Source organism: Paenibacillus sp. ov031 (genome assembly GCF_900143165.1).
Taxonomy (GTDB): Bacteria; Bacillota; Bacilli; order Paenibacillales; family Paenibacillaceae; genus Paenibacillus; species Paenibacillus marchantiae.
Window position 1 is genome coordinate 1,682,374 of the sequence record NZ_FRDO01000001.1, and the last position, 19,375, is coordinate 1,701,748.

Annotated in this window: 12 protein-coding genes; 1 reads left to right on the forward strand and 11 read right to left on the reverse strand. The window is 42.2% G+C overall.

Going from position 1 to position 19,375, the window contains the following annotated elements; translation table 11 throughout:
* Window positions 1-232: 232 nt before the first annotated feature.
* The 10 genes from BUA17_RS07150 to BUA17_RS07195 form a co-directional block, all read right to left on the reverse strand.
* The gene (locus tag BUA17_RS07150; RefSeq protein ID WP_244552089.1) at window positions 233-2,353 is read right to left on the reverse strand and encodes a galactose-binding domain-containing protein; all 2,121 of its coding nucleotides are present in this window, start codon (window positions 2,351-2,353) and stop codon (window positions 233-235) included.
* A 255-nt stretch (window positions 2,354-2,608) separates the two neighbouring features.
* On the reverse strand, window positions 2,609-5,662 hold the full coding sequence (locus tag BUA17_RS07155) for a glycosyl hydrolase (protein WP_072733065.1): 3,054 nt from the start codon (window positions 5,660-5,662) through the stop codon (window positions 2,609-2,611).
* Window positions 5,663-5,679: 17 nt separating this feature from the next.
* A complete protein-coding gene (locus BUA17_RS07160) occupies window positions 5,680-6,681 on the reverse strand; it encodes a glycoside hydrolase family 130 protein (RefSeq protein ID WP_072733066.1) in 1,002 nt (333 codons plus the stop codon).
* A 32-nt stretch (window positions 6,682-6,713) separates the two neighbouring features.
* Entirely contained in the window at window positions 6,714-7,541 is an 828-nt protein-coding gene (locus BUA17_RS07165; protein WP_063563753.1) for a carbohydrate ABC transporter permease, read from the reverse strand.
* Window positions 7,542-7,554: 13 nt separating this feature from the next.
* Window positions 7,555-8,457, reverse strand: a complete 903-nt coding sequence (locus tag BUA17_RS07170; protein WP_063563752.1) for a carbohydrate ABC transporter permease — start codon at window positions 8,455-8,457, stop codon at window positions 7,555-7,557.
* A 79-nt stretch (window positions 8,458-8,536) separates the two neighbouring features.
* A complete protein-coding gene (locus tag BUA17_RS07175; protein WP_072733067.1) occupies window positions 8,537-9,901 on the reverse strand; it encodes an ABC transporter substrate-binding protein in 1,365 nt (454 codons plus the stop codon).
* A gap of 171 nt (window positions 9,902-10,072) precedes the next feature.
* Window positions 10,073-11,731 carry a response regulator gene (locus BUA17_RS07180; RefSeq protein WP_072733069.1) on the reverse strand — a complete coding sequence of 553 codons (1,659 nt, stop codon included), beginning with the start codon at window positions 11,729-11,731 and terminating at the stop codon, window positions 10,073-10,075.
* Complete coding sequence (locus BUA17_RS07185; RefSeq protein WP_083584660.1) at window positions 11,728-13,251, reverse strand: sensor histidine kinase; 1,524 nt, start codon at window positions 13,249-13,251, stop codon at window positions 11,728-11,730. Before BUA17_RS07185 ends, BUA17_RS07180 begins: the two co-directional genes overlap by 4 nt.
* Before the next feature lie 771 nt (window positions 13,252-14,022).
* Window positions 14,023-14,334, reverse strand: a complete 312-nt coding sequence (locus BUA17_RS07190; RefSeq protein WP_063563748.1) for a hypothetical protein — start codon at window positions 14,332-14,334, stop codon at window positions 14,023-14,025.
* Window positions 14,335-14,462: 128 nt separating this feature from the next.
* The gene (locus tag BUA17_RS07195) at window positions 14,463-15,965 is read right to left on the reverse strand and encodes an alpha/beta hydrolase family protein (protein WP_072733072.1); all 1,503 of its coding nucleotides are present in this window, start codon (window positions 15,963-15,965) and stop codon (window positions 14,463-14,465) included.
* Window positions 15,966-17,045: 1,080 nt separating this feature from the next.
* Here BUA17_RS07195 and BUA17_RS07205 point away from each other — a divergent pair.
* Window positions 17,046-18,344, forward strand: a complete 1,299-nt coding sequence (locus BUA17_RS07205; protein ID WP_063563745.1) for a hypothetical protein — start codon at window positions 17,046-17,048, stop codon at window positions 18,342-18,344.
* A 240-nt stretch (window positions 18,345-18,584) separates the two neighbouring features.
* On the opposite strand, the gene BUA17_RS07210 is transcribed toward BUA17_RS07205, so the two are convergent.
* Window positions 18,585-19,058, reverse strand: a complete 474-nt coding sequence (locus tag BUA17_RS07210; protein ID WP_072733517.1) for an HIT family protein — start codon at window positions 19,056-19,058, stop codon at window positions 18,585-18,587.
* Window positions 19,059-19,375: the final 317 nt, after the last annotated feature.

Consider the following 19,375-nt stretch of genomic DNA (forward strand, 5'->3'; position numbering starts at 1 on the left):
CGGCTGGTGATTACTCAGTTGCAGATTTATCCAATTAGTCCTCATCTTGTTTTTCCTCCTTCATCCAGCTTGCCCACCAGGGACAGGGCTCTATTCCAGCATTATAGCAAAATAGTCATGATACTTAGGTCAGAATCTACTTCAGAAGAAACTAAACAACCGTCCCCCGGTAGACTCCGGGAGACGGCCAAAGCGTAGTAATGACATTCTAGTCCTATCCTACTCGAAGGAGTTATTGCGTCGGTCCGTATACCTCAAATTCCCAAATTGAATACCCATAGATCGTAGCTCGGACAGTCCCGTACATACGAACATAACGTGCTTCCACTTCGTTAAAAGTAATCCTCTCTAAACCACCTTTGCCGTTAGTGGTGCTATAAACGTCGCTCCAATTTGCCTCCTGGTTTGGAGCATCGGCTACCTGTATGCGATAACTTTTACCGTACGCGGCTTCCCAGTACAACCTGACTTCATTGATCTTTTTAGTTTCTCCGAGATCCACATAAATCCAGCCTGGGTCCACCCCGCGCTTTGAACCAAAGCGGGTTGTTAAGTTTCCATCGGTCACATACGGTGCGGTGTTCTCAATTCCATCATTGGATGAAGCTACCGCTGGGCGATGGAGCGCCAAATTAATTAAGGGAAGCGGCTCAGTATTCTGAACCGGCTTAATCGTAACTCCGCTGTAATGCTCTTTATTTAGGAAATTCATCTCTTGTAGCGTACGAGCAGGAGTGTTGCTACCAGGCATGTAGACGTTCTCAAACGTCAGATCAGTAATCATGGCTCCTTCCAATCCTTTAATCTTGGCAAAGCTTTCCCCTGCGTCACGGACCGTAATATCTTTTACTGTGACTCCTCGAATGGGTCCCACTCCATGGTTGCCACCATTAACCGTGAACAGGGTCATCCAGGCACTATTGTCTTCGTTACTTCCACTGATGTCCTCGACATCCATTGATTCAAACCTCACATCACTAACGATTCCGGTCCCATATTTATGATGAATAGCGAAGCCCACTGCGGCTTTGTAAACGACTCCGTTTCTGAATACAATATTAGATTGATCTTGCATAACTCCTTGACCAATCTTATAACCATAACATAACGTCCACGCTATCGTATCCTTGAATAACACGTTTTGAACCGGTTCTGGATTCCCCGGCCAAGGAACTTTACCTGAAGCGATGTCTGTGTCCGCTTTCCAGGCTTTCGTAGAAAATGGATCATCCAAGGAAATACCGATCGCATTTTGTACAACTACATCCTGGGATTCGCAAATATCAATGCCGTCATTCTCGCCCATTCCCAGACTATTGAACAATTTCAAATTTGTGAAGGTCAGATCGTTAGAGCGCACCGTAACAACGGCCCAGCCAGATGATTCCCGTATAAGGATACCATCCATGACAAAATTGGAAGTGGCAATGGGAACAACCAGATTATTGATCATTCCTTTACCATTGCTAGTCTTATCATCGTGCAAGGCTTGCCCGTTGCCATCAATCGTACCCCGTCCATATATCCGAATATTTTCGGATTGAAATGCAGTTGAGATCCACCAGGTAGCCGGCCTTCCCATGGAATCCTTAAACCAGTGCTCCGTATAATCCACTGTCTTTCCTGTACCGATGAACGTTGCTCCAGGCTCCATGTAGACAGCAGTATTACTTTTTAATACCAGATTACCAATATAATAAGTTCCGGCCGGTACATAGACAATGCCCTGTTTACCGCCTCCTTGAAGGGTTCCGTATTGGCTGGCATCATTAATTGCTTGCTGAATGGAAGCCGTTCTCGTGCTTACTCCGGTTGCTGGTGTGCCTGAGGACACCACATGATATGGAGCGGATGTAACATTAAAAATGCCTTCTCCGTTTGAGGCGGGAACATCCTTCTCCATCGGATCTGCAGCGATAACCATGCGTGTTTGGCGATTATTCATTGTCACGATCAGGTATTCGTCAGATTGTGTTGTGAAGGTTATCGTCCTTCCCTCTATCTTTTCAGCTTGTATACCGAGCTTCTTTGGACTTATAGAATATTCATGTACTTTATCGGTATTTAAAATCGTTAATTCATACGTAGCAGGCCCTTCCGACATGGAAAAATGAGCATAGTCGTAATCACTAAATCCTTTGACAACTGGCACAACGACCCCGTTTGCTTTTAGCGTATAATTAGCCGAGTTAGTATAGCGCACTGATGGTTGATAAGTGCGAATCGTTGCTGGTGCCAAGTGAGTTTCTTCCGCATTTTCTACTCCAGATTGGGCGTTCGAGGTAAGTGTAAAAATGGTAGCAACTAGCATCACCCCCAGAGTAGAGCATAAAAATTTTCTAAACATTGTCATCACATTTGCCTCCTTTAATTTTTTTGAAAGCCCTTTCAAATTAAGTTGGACTGAAATTACAATCCCGCCGGCATGCAATTTCTCCCAGCACAATCATTATAAACTGCATCTATAAATCGAATAATGAGGGTAACTCCACAAAAAGGGCAGATTTCACACATTAATTATGTGAGCATCTGCCCTGAAAGGGAATCATTAATTAACACCATATGTCCTTTTATAAAGATCAAACTGACCACGTATCTTCTTGCTCTTTCAAGTCATCATAACTATCCGTGGTAATGTACTTAGTCCAAAGCGAACAAAAGCATAATGAGATTGATACAAATTGATATCTGGGTCTAGGTCTCTATCCGTCCAACCGACTCTATTTTTAAAACTGTCTGGGCCAACCTTCATTGGTTCACCTTTCACATGATGATGAGGTCCAAGCAAGTTTCTACAACTGCTGGTCAGCTCCAGCTCAATCAGATTCTCTCCTTGTTGGAGATATTCTGAAATATCTGCTTCATAGGGTTCCCATAAAAAGGTACGAACTTCTTGTCCGTTAATTGATAATCTTGTGACAATCGCATTCGGATGTGAGCCGAATTGCCATACCCGTGAAACACTGTCTTCAAAATGTATTGCAACCTTCTGCACAAGTTGAATACTGCCTGCAAAGAACGGTAATCCCTGACAACCTAGATCAGTTATCAAGGAATATTGATGAGGGAGTTCTTCAAGTATAAATGGACCATCTGTATATATAACACCATGCTCGCCATTTTTATAAGGAGATTCCGATTTCACTGCAAAATGTCCAACTAGATACACGCTTTCAAGTTCCGTATCGAATTTCAGCTTATTCCCCTCAGACTCAAAACTTCGAGCACGTTCAATAGCTGCATACGTTTCAGCAGAATTCCAAAAATCCAATGTTAACCTGATGGTATTTCGACCATGCTGAAGGAACCCACTTAGATCAATTTTCTTGAAGGATACATCTCTCCACCAATCACAGCTATGAGATGCTATCTTACTGTCATTAATAAGAATTTGCGCTTTCTCTGGATTTTCCATCACCAGATGCATTTCCCGCACGAGCGCAGGATCAAAGGCGATCTGAAATTCGAATTCCAATTCGACTTGAACAGGATATCCTATCTGAAGCAGTTCTTGTTGAATAAAAATAATAGGCTTAGGTTCCGACCAATCACCATTCTCCAGCCTGTACCTGCAAGTGTCCATCGTCAAGCTATTGTGATCGATATGGTCAATTTCCCATAACTCACTTAGTTCCTGAATGAACCTAGCTGAATTGTCTGTTTGGAGTAGAGTTACCTCATCCGTTTCCAGTTGACCTTTCGTCGGAACTAGTTTGATAACATAGGATTGGGTAGGATACAGAGTCATGTTCAATTTGACGCCGTTACCTACCCTGGTATAGTTAAGTGGCCTGATATCACCACTCTCCAAATCAATTAGGGACAGTATACCCCTTCGAGGGAGAGTCACCTCTACATCTGGATAACACTTTTCTCCGGAATTCACCAGGTAATAGAGATAGGAATCTTCTGACTTAAGCGTCTGGATATTGACCATGTCCGATACGATAGGTAGTCCTTCCCTGTCAACGATAGCGATCGATGGAGAAACGGTTCTGGAAACAGATTCTACCAAGGCGTTGCGATTCCAATCGGGTTTTACTGCACCATTCACTAAACGACGGATTTCTTCACCCGGTTGTCCATTGATGAGGAACGGAACGGGTTCCAATACAACTAAGCTTCCTCCATGAAATACAAACTGATGGAGCAATTTCACCGTCATCTCGCTTAAGGTCACACTCGGTGGAACGACAACAACTCGGTAACCTATCTCTCCTACAACAAAAAGATTCCCCTCTACTCTGCCATGACGTTCAATAATTCCCTCGCTTCCATAATCATGCTCGATAAACGATTGGCACAACCAGCGAGAAAGCTGTGCAAATGATTCATGATATTGCTCAACCTGTGATGAGTTAGAACCCTCCAGTTCCACCCAAGCTGTTCGAATGGGATGAAGCAGTAATACCTCAGCTTGCCGTACTCCTTCAACAAGGAGCATGGACAAACGGGCAAAGTAATCATTAAAGTGATAATAGTACCTCCACCAAGGCTGCTGATAAAACAAAGATGGTGGATAATCCCGTTTACGAAGTCCCCTCAGCGTATAAGCTTGCAAGTGTTGACACATTAGATTCATTCCATGAACAAATTGCCATTCCCCGATCCGCTTTAAATCCTGAAAGCTGACATTCCAACCGGAACAGCCGTAACTCTCCGTGATGGCTTGCTTTTTGCCCAACTGGCGAACAACGGAGCTAACTTGCTTAGGAACAACCGGCTCTTCACTCACAGAACGTCCAAGCCAGTCACAACCGGGGATTTGCAAATATTCATAGAAGAGCAGTGGATCGCCCACTGAAGTCGCTTGACTCATAAGGGTTTGCTCGTCTACAACATGACCCGTAGCTAACCATCCCCTTTGCTCGCACCACTCTCCAATTTGCTTGGCGTAGGACTCAGTAAACAAGGTGGTGACACATGACCAATAATCATACCTGACCCTGCGGCAGTCCTTCGTTTCCAAGAACAGAGCTGGAAGTACCTTACGTAGCGAATACCCGTGCTGGTTCTGAAAGGCATCTTCGAGTTCTAACGACCACGGAAGATCTCCGCGTCCAAACTGCGGTTCATCCGTGAATATTCCTTTCAATACAGAGCCGAATTGTTCACCGAACTCCGCCCAGTAAGCATTATAGGTGGAATCAATGAACGCAGCTACAGCCTTTTTGCTTAACGTGTCGATATAATAAGGATTCAACTCGTAATATACTCGAAAGTCAGGTTTGCGTGTGTCGCCAGTAGTAAGCAGATGCAATTCTTCCTCAGACTGGACATAGGAGGCAATTGTCACTCTATTCCCCCGATTAAAAGGAGCCCATTCATAAGCTAACCGCTTCTGTTGATAAGCCACTCCAAGTGCAGGCACCTTTCCGTCAGCAAAACCACTAGGCCAGCCATTTTCATCATAGAGCCATGTTTCCATACCAAGTTCCTGACTTTTCTTGATGCAGATCTGTATAGCCTCCATCCACTCTTTGCCCATGTAAGGAACAGTAAGGCCTCCCCTGGCATGTATAAAAAAACCACCGATTCCCGCACTATGCATTTCTTCGATCTGCCGTACGAGTTCATTGTGATCTAGATCGTCATTCCAGGACCAAAATGGCACCGTACGATAATCAGCAGGAGGATGTTGTAGGAGATCCCATATGGTCATTGTCTTATTCCCTCCTGTTAACCCTTCAGACATAACTGGATCAAATCATCAATATGGGCTGTTGCGAGACATTCAATCGTGTCTGCTGCACCATAATAAATCTTAACCTCACCATCATCTTCGAGTACCATTCCGCCTGGGAAGATGACATTGTTACGGAATCCTCCTTCAATCTCATAGCTAGCTTCTGGAGTCAGCAGCGGATTCTGATACATGCCGATTATTTTTTTGGGATTCTCCAAATCAAGCAACATTAAGCCTGCTGTATACCGTTTCTGCCACGACGTTTCCCATCCGTTCTTGCCTCTTGTAGGGTCAATATCAACGGCATGAAATGTAGTAAGCCATCCCTGCTCTGTCTTGATGGGGGGAGCTGCAGGGCCGATCTTATCATTGGCAAATGGTACATCTTCAACAGCAAGCAGCAAGTCAGAATTTCCCCAGTACCTCAAATCCGGGGATTCTGAAATCCACATGTCAAATCGGTCGACTCCCCCGCGGCTGTAGACTGTGAAAGGCCGTTCAAGCCTCATAAATTTCCCGCCAATTTTCTCCGGAAATAGTACCATATTTCGCAAATCCGGTGTCGACAAGCTCAAAATATCAAACTCTTCAAAATCGTCGGTAACGGCCACACCACCGCGGATGCCATGCTGTGTGTCTACGGCAAAACACATATAGCAGCGTCCGTCAATTACGGTAAGCCTTGGGTCATAGGCACGGATAATTTCTTGGTCATGTAGCTTAAAACACGGCTTCGGTTGCACCTCCCAATGAATTCCGTCATCGCTGAAGGCAACACCAAGATCTGTTGTATGATGAGCCTCAATCGTCTGCTGCTCCAAAGACCCATAGTCGTTTCGAAAAACCATCACATATTTCCCATTGAATTTCGTTACGCCTGCATTGAACACAAGTGCAGTGGGATATGGGACGCGAGAAGCATCTAGAATCGGGTTATTCAGATAACGTTTAATTACAGAACTTGATGCGAGTTTTCCGATATAAGGTGAATTCATTTCCATTCCTCCTGATGATGTTAAGAATACCACTAGCCCTTTAAGGAGCCCGCAGTCATTTGCATAAAGGATTTGTTAGCAAAAATATAAGCAATAAGGATCGGGAGAATGGACAGACACGCCCCCGCCATCATGAAGTGTGTCTGTGAAGCAGCGGCGATTCCGTACTTCAAATTGGCTAGTCCGACGGTCAATGTCTGCAGTTCGGGTTTACTGAGCGTAAACACAAATGGAATCAGGTATTCGTTCCACGCTCCCCGGAAGGCAAACAAGGCACACACTCCTAGCCCAGGCGTAAGCAGCGGAATAATGATTCTCCAGAATGTTCTGCCCGGAGAGCACCCATCAATGCGTGCAGCCTCATCAAGCTCTTTAGGAATTCCGTTCATGAAGCTGAGCAGGATAAAGAATGCCGAAGCATGTGTGCTGATCAGAATCAGAATTACGCCCCACAGCGTATTATGCAGATGAAGTTTAATCATCAGCTCGAATTGAGGTCGAAGAACGACTGCTCCGATCGCTACAAACATAGTAAATGCCTGGATGCTGACGTATAGTTTTTTGCCAATAAAGTCCATTCTGTTCACGACATAGGCTGCCATGGACGAGACAATTAATGTTCCTATGGTTGACGCGACGGCAACAAATACACTATTTAGTGTGTATGTTGAAAAATTCGCCTGTTTCCACGCTTCGATATAGTTGGTGAACTGCCAAATAGCTGGCAGAAAAGTCGCTCCGGCAGTAAGTTCGGCATTCGTTTTAAAGGAACCGAGCAGAGTGATAATTATAGGAAACAGCGTTAGAAATGCTACTATTAACAGAAACGCCCACAGTACGGTATTCCATGCAATTCTCATGAACGTTCCTCCCTTATTCGTTATGACTCATCCGTTTTGATCCATAAAAGTAAAGTATCGTGATGATGCCAACAATAACAGCTGTGACAAAAGCGACAGCACTACCATAGCCAAATTCTTGAATTTGTGTAGATGCCGTGGAACCCGCAGGCGGGAAAAATAATTTATATACATATAAGAACATGACATTGGTTTTTCCAATTGGCCCGCCATCAGTCATCACCATAATACTCTCATAACCTTTTAGCGCATTAATGATGGCTAGCATAATGATCATTTGCATGACAGGGCCCAGCATTGGAATGGTAATGTAACGAAATTGTTGGAATTTGTTTGCCCCATCCAGAGCAGAACTCTCGTACACATCTTCGGGAATATTTTGGAGCCCTGCTAGAAACAAAAGCATATAATTGCCTACCGCCCCCCATACAGCAACGAGGATGATCGTCAGCATGGCATAATCAACGCCCAGCCAATCTATAGCACTGCCGATCAATTTATATTTCAGAAGGAACTGATTGAGGATGCCATTATACGAGTTGAAAATGGTGAAAAATACGACCGCCATAACCGCTGTACTAATGATCGTAGGCATAAATATAATAGCTCTCAGCAGATTTCTCCCTTTAATTTTCCAATTCAGGATAACGGCCAATATCAGAGCGAGCGGTATCGATAGCAGGAGCTTGCCTCCAGCATAAACGAACGTGTTGGATACTGAATCCCAAAACTGATGATCTGTCATTACGCGTTCTAGATTTGCCAGTCCTACAAATCGTGCAGTCCCAAACCCTTTGTAATCGTAGAACATATATCTCATGGCCCACATAATCGGGTAGATGCCCAGAACAATGGTAAGAATATAGCTTGGCAAAAGAAAGCTGTATGAAAAAGCTAGATTCTTTGCTTTATTCATATCCTCTCAACTCCTTGCAATCTCTGTAAGATTTAATGAAAGGATGGAGCGTGCCCCACCCTTTTTAAACACCTCTATTTTATTTTACGTATTTTCCTGCAAGTTCCGCTGGATCGAAATCTGCAATAGGCTCGGCCTTCGCTTCTCCACTCGCAATTGCTGTATCCAAAGCAGCGTTATAACGAGTATTCAAATCGTTGATAATGGTATCCAGATTACCTCCGCTTAGAATGTACTTGACGAAGGCATCGTCAGATTTCATACCGTGTACCGGCACTGTAGGGTAGACCGGCCAGACACCGTCGTATTTGTTCGGCAGGAAACCTTCTATGCCTTTAACTTCCGGTTTCGCTGCAACAGTACTTACTGAAGGGACCATGGATATGCCAAAGCCTTTCTCTTGATATTGTTGAAGAACAGATTCATTATACATATACTCCAGGAACTTCCAGGCTGCTTCCTTATTTTCGGTCTCTGAACTTATTGCCAACCATTGGCCCCCTAAGAACCCAGAAGCACCATTGAAATTTCCGTCAATGGATGGTGCAGGTGCTGCAGCCCAATCAATTTTAGCTGGAAATTGAGATTGGTAGACTCCCGCTTCAGCAGAAAAGGATAAGTACATCCCGATTTTCCCTTCAGCGAATTGGGCGCGCAATGGGTCGATATCAAGCGATTCGACACCGGGCAACATACTTCCGTCATCCTTGATTTGCTTAAATGCTTCCATGATGGGTTTAAAGCCACTATAGTCATATCGAGCTGTCTTAAAATCATAACCATATCCGCCGTAACCACTTACTTCTGCAATAACACGGGCAGATCGGCCCAAGGCACTGGAAGGATTTTTAAAATTCTGTGCGAAACCGTAGGCTCCGTTTGATTTACCCACTTGCGTAATTTTCTTGGCTGCCTCAACCAACTCATTCAGTGTAGTCGGAGGTTGTTCAATACCTGCTTTGGCGAAAAGCTCTTTGTTGTAAATCAGACGCATCGTTGTCCCATAGTTCGGCAAGCTATAGCGTTTTCCATCGAAGCTGTTCAGATCCTCCATGACAGGAAATGTATCTTTCATTTTATCTGTGAGAAACTCGTCAATTGGAGCTAGGAATCCTTTTTTATAGAAGGTCTGTATGGTGTTTTCTTTAACACGAATGACATCCGGTGGTTCCGAGGTCTGAAAAGACATATCCAGCGCTTGATCGAAATCATCTCCCTTGATAACCAGTTCCACTTCGATGTTATCCTTATTGGTTTCATTGAATTTATCGATCGTTTCTTTCACGAACTCAGAATCATGGCGGTCTCCAGTCCAGTAGGTGATCTTGGTTTTAGCAACTGCGCTTGCTCCTTTATCTGTGGACTTAGGGCTACTGCAAGCCGCTAGGCTTCCCGTGAGCACGATACACAGTGCAGACATAAGAAATTTCTTGTTTAATTTCATTCGTATTACCTCCCCTTTTTATCTGTTATTCTCTTTCTTCTTCATTATAGTTTCTTGTAATCGTTTACATAATGCGGTAAACCACACATCAAGGGCAGGTTTTCTTATGAATCTGTCATTAAAAAACTAGCCCTGCATCCGAAACTTTCGGAAACAAGGCTATCTTTCGAGTTATGATTGATCATAGGCCAGATCCACAGGCGGACTGATCTTCCCTGTACTATATAATTTGAATTCGGATGGTGTCATATTGGTATGCTTCTTGAAAATTTCGCTAAAATAACGTCGATGCTCATACCCCAATTCCCTAGCGATCTCCTGTACCTGATAATCATTGATTAGCATTTCTTTAGCTTTTTCCATTCTTTGATGGATTACGAATCGCTGAAATGAAATATTTAGCACTTTTTTGAACAGATTCGAAAAATATCCGGGACTTAAATTGAACTGCTTTGCACATAAATCAAGTGATAAATTTAAATGCAAGTTGGCACATATATAATCCTTCGCCTGATAGATCAACTTGGTCGTTTCATCCGAACGCTCGTGCTCAATCCACGAACACGCTTCAAGACAAATTTCTTTTACCGTATCCCGCATAATCTGAAATGTAACCACACCTGTGCGCTTTACATGGTTCCACTGCTTCTCAAGGTTCTTCACCCGATCAGGCGGAAATTGTTCTAACATGACTCGACATATCTTGGATGACAGCTCATAACAAAGGTTTTCGACTTGTTGCGGTTTGGGAAGAGGATCTCGCTGCAATAAATCATTAAAGATCTGCTCCAGAATAAGTCGGCATTTTTCTCGATTGCCCGAGCGCAAAGCCATTAAAAACTCCTGCTCCGTGGACGCAGTATAATGAAGCAAGGTTTTCTCATCATCGGATGTACTTGAATAACTGTTAACACCATTACCATCTGTATAAAAATGATAGGCCAGAGCACTTAAGGCTAGTTGATATGAATCCGGTAATTCATCGATAGATGTTACACAACTACCAATACCGATGGAGATGGTAGAGTTCGTGAATTGATAAATATTTAATCTGCATGCTTCAGAAATCTGCTCTGCGATTCTCATATCTTCACAATTGATCAGACAGATGAACCGATTTAACGCTTCACTAAAAACAACACCACTGCTAAAAGCTGCGATAGTTTCCTCCAAAATATTTCGAAGGCTGAATCTGATCAATTCCACTTCCCTTGAGGGTTGTGCTTTATATTTGTCCATAAAACGGTCTAGCTCCACAATAAAAAGATTGAAATTCTGAGGAGCAAGTTGAATGCCGAGTGTTTGCCATTTTTGAAAGGCTACGACAGCATTCGTCCTATGATGAACTAGCAAGGACAAATACTCCTGCTGCAATACAGGTAAGCTTTTTCTTACATGTTGCTTCAGTTCTATCGCCTTGCTCTGCTCCCGCCATTCTTCTTCGATTGCTGCCTTTGCTTTCAACACGACCTGAATGATTTCATCTATAGAGAATGGTTTCTTTACGAAATCAAATGCGCCTAATCGAATCGCTTGTCTCGTAAATGAGAAATCGGTATACGCGCTGAGAATGACAATTTTCGTAAAAGGAGCGTTTACGAGAATTTCTTGCGTCATGGCCAGCCCATCCTTTTTGGGCATCCGTATGTCTGTAAGAACAATATCCGGTTTGGTCTCTTGGATTAGGCGAATGCCTTCCTCCCCATCGAGTGCCGTACCAACCACTTCAATGTGATGATCTTCCCAGGGCGGCTTCTGAGAAATCATATCGACTACACTTCGAATATCATCAATGATGCATAATTTAATCCGTTGGAGTTCTTCTATCATGATTCAACTTCTCCTTCTCTAATCGGAATCCAAATGTCAGTTCTCGATCCCTTGCCAGGACTGCTGTGAAGTTCGATTCGTGCTTCTTCTCCATAAAATAGGTTGAGCCGATTCACGATATTGTTCAGAGCATAACCCTTCTTGGAGACAGGCGGTTTCAACATCGCTTGACTTACCATAGCCGCATCCATGCCTGCACCGTTATCCTCAATAATCAAATGAACCCAATTGTTTTGTCTGTCCACCTGTATATGAATCTGACCTCCGAAAGTAATGTCCTTAAAGCCGTGTTGAATGCTATTTTCCACAATTGGCTGCAAGAGAATCTTTGGCAAAAGGCTGTTCAGCACAGATTTATCAAGTACAGTAACTTCAAACACAAACAGTCCTTCATAGCATCTTTGTTGAATTAAACAATACTGCTGTGCGTGCAACAATTCATCCTGCAGCGTGTTCCAATCCTTCCCCCCACTCAAGCCAAGCTGAAACATCTGGGACAAGGAGAGAATCATCTCATTGACTTCCTCATTTTCCCCTAGAACGGATTTGCAGTAAATCGTATTAAGAGTGTTATACAAAAAGTGTGGTTCCATTTGCGCAGTTAAAGCTCTCATCTCGGCCTTACGTTTTCCGGATTCGCTCAACCTTACATCATCAATGAGTCTGTTGATTTCATCCAACATGCGATTGAATTGAAAACCGACCTGAGCTACTTCATCGGACGAACGGCTGGCAAAGCGAACATTCAGGCGGTTATTCTCTACCTCGCGCATAAGTCGTTGAAGCTTGTATAGAGGATTTAGCAACAGCGCCGTCAGTTTATTGGATAAAAGGCTAGTGAACAGCAGAAAGAAAAGCATTATATAAAGGGTTGTGCGCTTTACACCGTTCATTTGTTCAAGCAGTTTATCCTTCTGTTGAATACCGAATAAGCTCCAATCTTTGACAACTGTTGATCTTGTGTAATTGACTAGGTAATCCGTTTCATCAAAATTATGAAAGAAAGAGCCCATATTACTCTCAGATACATTGTACAAGAAAGGTTTATCTTTCATTAGATTATGGCTGGATGACCATGAAGTTCGGATGACTTCCTCGCCATTGGCATCGATTACAAAATAGTCGCTGTCATCATTCGAAGAATGTTTGTTAACCAGTCCTATTAGTCCACTCTCATTTACATTCACGACAATGTATACATTTGTATTGGGGACATTCTCTTGAGTTCCCTTTGTAACAAATGAAATAGCACGCTTATTACCAGAAAAAAACTTATCAGAATGCCCTTTTATCCACTTTCCTCCATAATTCTCAATCATATCGAAATACATACTGGATTCATAAAAGGATTGTGTCTGAGAACGTCTTTGTGAAATAGGATAAAAATCTCCAATGGGCGTGGCAATAAGTATACTTTCGATTAGAGGTTCGTTGAAATAAACCTGTGAAAACACATATTGGAGCTCTGACAAATGCACATAGTAATTGGAGATATCATTACTCTGTACATCCAGCATCATATCTTTGAAGGCATAGCTAAAAGTCAGTGAACGAATGGAGTTGGAGATCCCCGTTAATTTATCATCCAGTATCTGAGTGGTTTTGTTTACGGTTTCTTGACTAGTCTCAAATGCATTCTTCTGGAGCTCTTTGGATGCAATCCAGTAGGTTGTCAGGCCTACCGCCCCAATTGCAAGCGTTATCATAGTTATGATGGATAAGCGAATTCTCTGTTTGAATGAACTGCTGTATATCAAACGATTGAATTTTTCAGTGATGTGCTCTGCCCAAAGTCGTCTCATAAATTCGGTATCAACCTCTCTTGTAAATAAAAGAAGTCTTGCTGAAGTTAAACTTATCTATTTGCGAATCATTTTACATTAAAATATCAATTTAGCAATACATTCTTCATGTCAATACGGATTTATTACAAATATACTGTTCCATTCGGATCATCAATTAAACAATTCCACGCTCCGGTTTAATATGTTTCAATTCTTTTGCTGGCAAGAAGAAAAAATTTATATCAACTTAAATTTATTTGACTCGCCGATATAATCATTTTACTAAGGGGGGCTGAGGTTTTGCCGATCAGGGAGATTTTTTGTTTAGTTCGTTTCACGCACTCAATTGGCTTAAGCCATAACAAAAAGCCGCTATATAGCGACTTCCAATGGAATCATGTTCTTGTCTCTCGACACTTCCCTTAAATCATCGTCTGTCTAAATGATCCTTCTATTTTTGGTCAACGTTGTTAGCCTTATGAATACCACATCATACGTTGGTTTTAATCACTTTAATTGTTTTAAATATTGCTCCATTACTTGTAACCACACTCTTAATTGACTCAAATTTTCTACTGAATGAGAGCCATATGGAAACAATTCAAATTGATATAGCTCTGGACTTCCAAATACATGACTAAAATTAACTTCAATTTGGTCTTTCGTAAAATTTAAACATTCATAGTAGCTCGTAATTTCTGCTTCACTATATTCATCTGGGCAGATGTAGTCGATTGCCTGTATGATTTGCTCATAATTATAATCTTCGGCTTTTACTTCAAATATGACCCTATCTTCATGTGAAAACTCACGAAACATGGTTGCCACCTACCCTAATCATTTTCTGGTGAACGTTGCTGCCTTAATGGGGGTTATATCGCAAACTTTGGGTCATAGAAGAAGAGTTGTACGTAATAGCATATCAAAATCGGTAGCCTGTTTGTAATTTATAATAGCGAGGTTACGAACTTCACCTCCGGAAAACGGCTGTCCGGTCCTTTCATTAAGATTCCGCCTTGATTCTTCAAATACATATCGAAGAAATCCAGCATATAGGCATTGATAACGGAGTTCGCTCTTTCTGGCACAATCTTTCCTGTAATGCCCAGCATATTGAAAACCGGAGAAATGAACTGTACATCGGTAAAATTCAAATGCTCTGTATTTTCGATATAGAGGATTTGTCCTCCTTCGTCAACCGTTTCGCGCATCCGTTCAAGCTCCAACTTTTTATCTTCCGTTACTTGATCCATCCACTCTCTTGTTGATCCCATCCGGTTAAGCTCTGCATCAGTGTAGACCCGATTATTTATCACCCTGTTTAATTCTTCGAAATAGCTTTCAGAGTTGATGAACAAAAACGGCTTTCGCAGATCATCGCTGTCACGCAGTCGATACAGCCCTCCATCCAAGTCTATTCCGACCGTGATTCGTGGATCGTAAGAAGCGTCGTAGGCTGTCGCTCCGCCGATGGAATGACCGAACACCCCGACATGACCGAGATCAATCCTCCCTTTTAAAGGACTTGGAATCTGTCCCGATTGGATGAGCTCGAATTGGTCCAGCGTAAACGCCACATCGGCGGTTAACACTTTTCCCAACTTGTCGCGATTTTCTCTTCCCGTTCGGTAATCATCTTCGGGAGAGAATAAGTCGTTGGTTGTGCTGGTCGTGATTCGACCGTCCGGAAACTCGGTTGCAACTGTATTGTAGGTGTGATCGATCACTGCCACGATATATCCGTGACTCGCGAGATTCTCAGCTTGCGACGTATGGAGGAACCTGGACGAGCCAAAGCCGGGATTTGCAAGGATCAGCGGATATGAAGTCTGTGCCGAGGAGACTTCGGCCCCCGAATAAGCATGACTGGATACGTACTTCAAGTGCTGAAGAGTAAACTCAGGAAGGCCATAGTTCGCGGCCATATAACGTAAAATTGGAGTATCGGGAATAAAGGGAGCGTACTTGCTGGTGCCAACTTTAACCGGATACCATACCTGAACCATCAACTCTCTCTTACCCTCTCTGGCTTCGTCGAAAATCTCTTCCCTATTAGTATCCACGAGATGAAAAGTTTGCGTTCCTACCTTAAATTCGCCTGTAGGTTTAGGTAGATTAAATACTGGAAAAGCATACATGAGACCCGCTGTTACGACCAGCATTACCGCTATAGCGGTATAAGCTGAACCCAACATGAATCGCGGGATTTTTTTGGGGCCGTTTTTTCTAAAATAGCTATAACCTGAAATGGCTAAAAAAAAGATCGTTATGCAATATGAGAAAAATAGCTGAACTCTGTATCCTTCCACCGTCCAATGAATGACCAATAAAAGAGTGGCGATCCCGCTTGCAACGAATAGCAGAATTCTGGGCCGTCCTTTTTTTAATAACAATGTTAATGCAAACAAGCCGATGTTTGACAATAAAAGCAACAGTTCAAACAGCCTCATCTCGATTCTCCTTTTAAAAATTTTCTATTTTCGTTTGTTCCAATATTATCCTGCCAGGATGGCCTTAGCTATCGATTCCACTTACATTCACCTTACAATTTTGTAATTCTACCTTGTAACTGTGCTCATCTTTGGATAGGAACTTAGTTACTTAAATCAAAAAAAGCCGCTATAATTAGCGGCTTTGAATGTAATAATGCTCTTGTCCTGCGACAAGCATACACAGGATAGTCCATGCCTTTTTCTCTTCAATATACTTATACACAATTCGGAAATCATGCAATCAACCGCTCCATCCCATTAAAATGTATGAATTATTGCTACAAAATTGCTTTTTTGAGCCTGAATAGTGGAGGAGATCTATCAAAATCTATCCGAAGTATTGAAGAATTAACTGGTATATTGCTACGGAAAGTCCTAAAATACTCGCTTTCATTTTAGATGGATGATATCTTTTGCTGCGAAACAAGTACAGAAAGATCACTATAAATCCTAAGGGAATCCACAGCTGAAAGACACCTTCTGTTGTATAACGAGAAAAAATTGGAATAATGGAAGTACTGATCAAAAAGTAAAAGAAAACTGTAAAACATCTTGTTTCTAATTGCTTGCTCCACCTTACTAAAAAGAAAAAAATAATGATTCCGACAATTGTAATGTATAAAGGGGGGAGAAGAATAGAAACGTCCCCAAATTTGAATTCCATTTTGCATTGCCCTCCTCTTTTAAATCATCACCACTTTTTGTTTCGGATTGGGAAGCATGTACATTATATGTTATATGTTATAATTTAAAGGTTAATTTTACCAAAAGTAAGGAGGGATGTAAAAAAACATTGTAGGGTTTATAGTTTTCGCTTAAGATTTTAGCTGTATTATGGAACTATTCCAAACAGGTGGTTCCATGCAAAGAACCAGTAGATATTTAGATGTACTTAATAGATCGCGGAGCAGATATCCATGTCACTGATTTAAGAGGTAAATCTCCCATTGATGTGGCGAGAAGCTATAAACCAGACAAGATCATCCAATTTTCAGAAGAATATCAGCTATTACATCGTGACTAGGAGGACCTCATATCATGAAAAGGATCACCAAACGTACATTTCTAATCACTACTCTAACAGCGTTCCTTACTATTTCCTTAGCCCCTGTCCCCACTCTCGCTTCTGATTACAAGCAACTTCCAAAGCCAGAGTGGACCTATGACGTACCTACCGATACGACAACCCAAATACATAGTAAGAACTATTATTTCACAGGAAATATCGTCTACCCTATCGTGTCAGAACAGACTAACTCTCAAACTGCATATACATTCTTGTATCAGTCAGATCGCTCTACCGGCAAAACTAAATCCGTACACTCCTTATTAGCGATAGACGACAAAACTGGAAAACAGAAGTGGATTCATAAATCGCCTATGCTCTACAATTCGTTTGAAATAGATCAGAGCGGTGACGTCTACTACTTCGATGAGGTAAATTCCGGTAACAAGAAGGTATACCAGTTGATCTCTCTGGATTCAAATAACAAGCCACGCTGGGTCAAAACATTCAAAGAGCACTTTCAATTCAATGTCCTAGAAGATGGGCGCATAGCCGTGGTTACTTTCACAAAAGACACCAGTGTGATTACTCTTTATACAAAGGAAGGCAAGCCGCTTATCAAAAGGGAGTTTCCTGGCCACGTACGACATATTCAGGGGAACTACGTCGGATTGTTAAATTCTGATGCTCCGAGAAACACGACGACAATTGATATTTACTCCATTCCTACAGGAAAGAAGATTATTTCCGCTGTCCAACCGCAGGATCACGTCAATATTGTGCATGCTGACTTTGAAGTTCTAAGTGGCGGAACTGTGATTGTTCCCATTTACGATGCAAAGATGGAAGTGGAAACCTTGCACGGCTACAAGCCTAACGGGGAACAAAAATGGATCAGACCATTGCCTAAGCCAGCACAGGATGCCGTTTTCGGTACAACGTATGCGCATAATATGTACGATTCTTTTTACGTATCCTTAGGAAATAACTTTCTGATTCAAGAGAAAAATAAGCTTAGTCTGTACAATACTAACAATCAATTGATTGCGACCAAGACGTTTACTGATTTACCTGCACAAGGACTGTTACAACGACTAAATGATCAGAGCATTGTCTTCGGAGCCGTCGACAAAACACAAGCTTGGTATGATTCATCTAAACCGGAGCCTAAGAAAGCCGCCTACTATATTCTGGACTCTAATACACTAAAAATAAAAAACTCTTTTGTAATCGATGACGCACTTTTTCACCAAGCCGATGTTCGTTTTCACGATGCAAATACATTCTATATCCACATGAGTGAAACCATTGCCAAATACGTTCTAGAGTAGCATATGTAGGCTGGAGTAATCCCCCATTATAACGATTTATGCCTAGCCCCTCTCCAGGAGCGAAGTCATACATCGTTTCTTTTTTTATCAAATGAGCAGCCTGCAGAACTGCAGACTGCTCATTAGTTTTATTGAGATGTCGTTTCCTGTTAGCTTACTGAAACAACCTTATTTTTCTCTTGTAGGGCCCACGTAATCTTAGATTCATTTCCCACTAGAGTTATCATCCTATCCTAGATCTTAAATGTTTTTCTTTATCCAAGAACGCAACTTATCAGCATAGAAATCGCGTTCATCTGGATCGGATGGAGAACCCTTTGACAGATAAAGTTGATCATTCACATATCTAGGGTAAACATGGAGATGATAATGCCACACGTCTTGATTGCCAGCAGGCTCATTATGTTGGCGCGTAGAAATCCCTTTACATCCATATGTACTTTTCATTGCAAATGCTGTAAGCTGCGCCGCGCGGTGAATTTCAACAGCGTAATCCGCAGGGAGGTCAAAGATGTTCTCGAAATGTTGATTCGGAACAACAAGAACATGTCCTTTATTGTTTGGCCACCATTTGCTCGCTATAAAAGCCGTTACCTTTTCATTCTGATAGATGATATTCCTTTGTTTTGTCCCCTGGTTAGGTCGCTCGATACCCCAAACACGACAAAATGGACATTCGTAACCTTCGGGCTTATGTGAAAATAATGCTGTCATCTTTCTCATTCCACTCCTCTCATATTTTTCCAACTAGCTATTAGACGCAGGCAACTTTTGTTCGTTGCGTTATCCTCAACATTGATAATCAATCTGAGCTCGCTTTTATTCCGGTATGCCCGGCTCATTTGATCACCACTCCTGAATATATCCACCTTATCAAGTCTTGCCAGTAAGTTGGCAAGGCTTTTTTGTCTTGAACGTACCGTAGTTGTATCGCTTTGATTATGTAATCTTTAGATTTTCTTCAGAATTATGCTTATTAATTCCTTAGTTTTTTTCATTATGATTTCTATATCGACAAGAGAGGAGGCAAA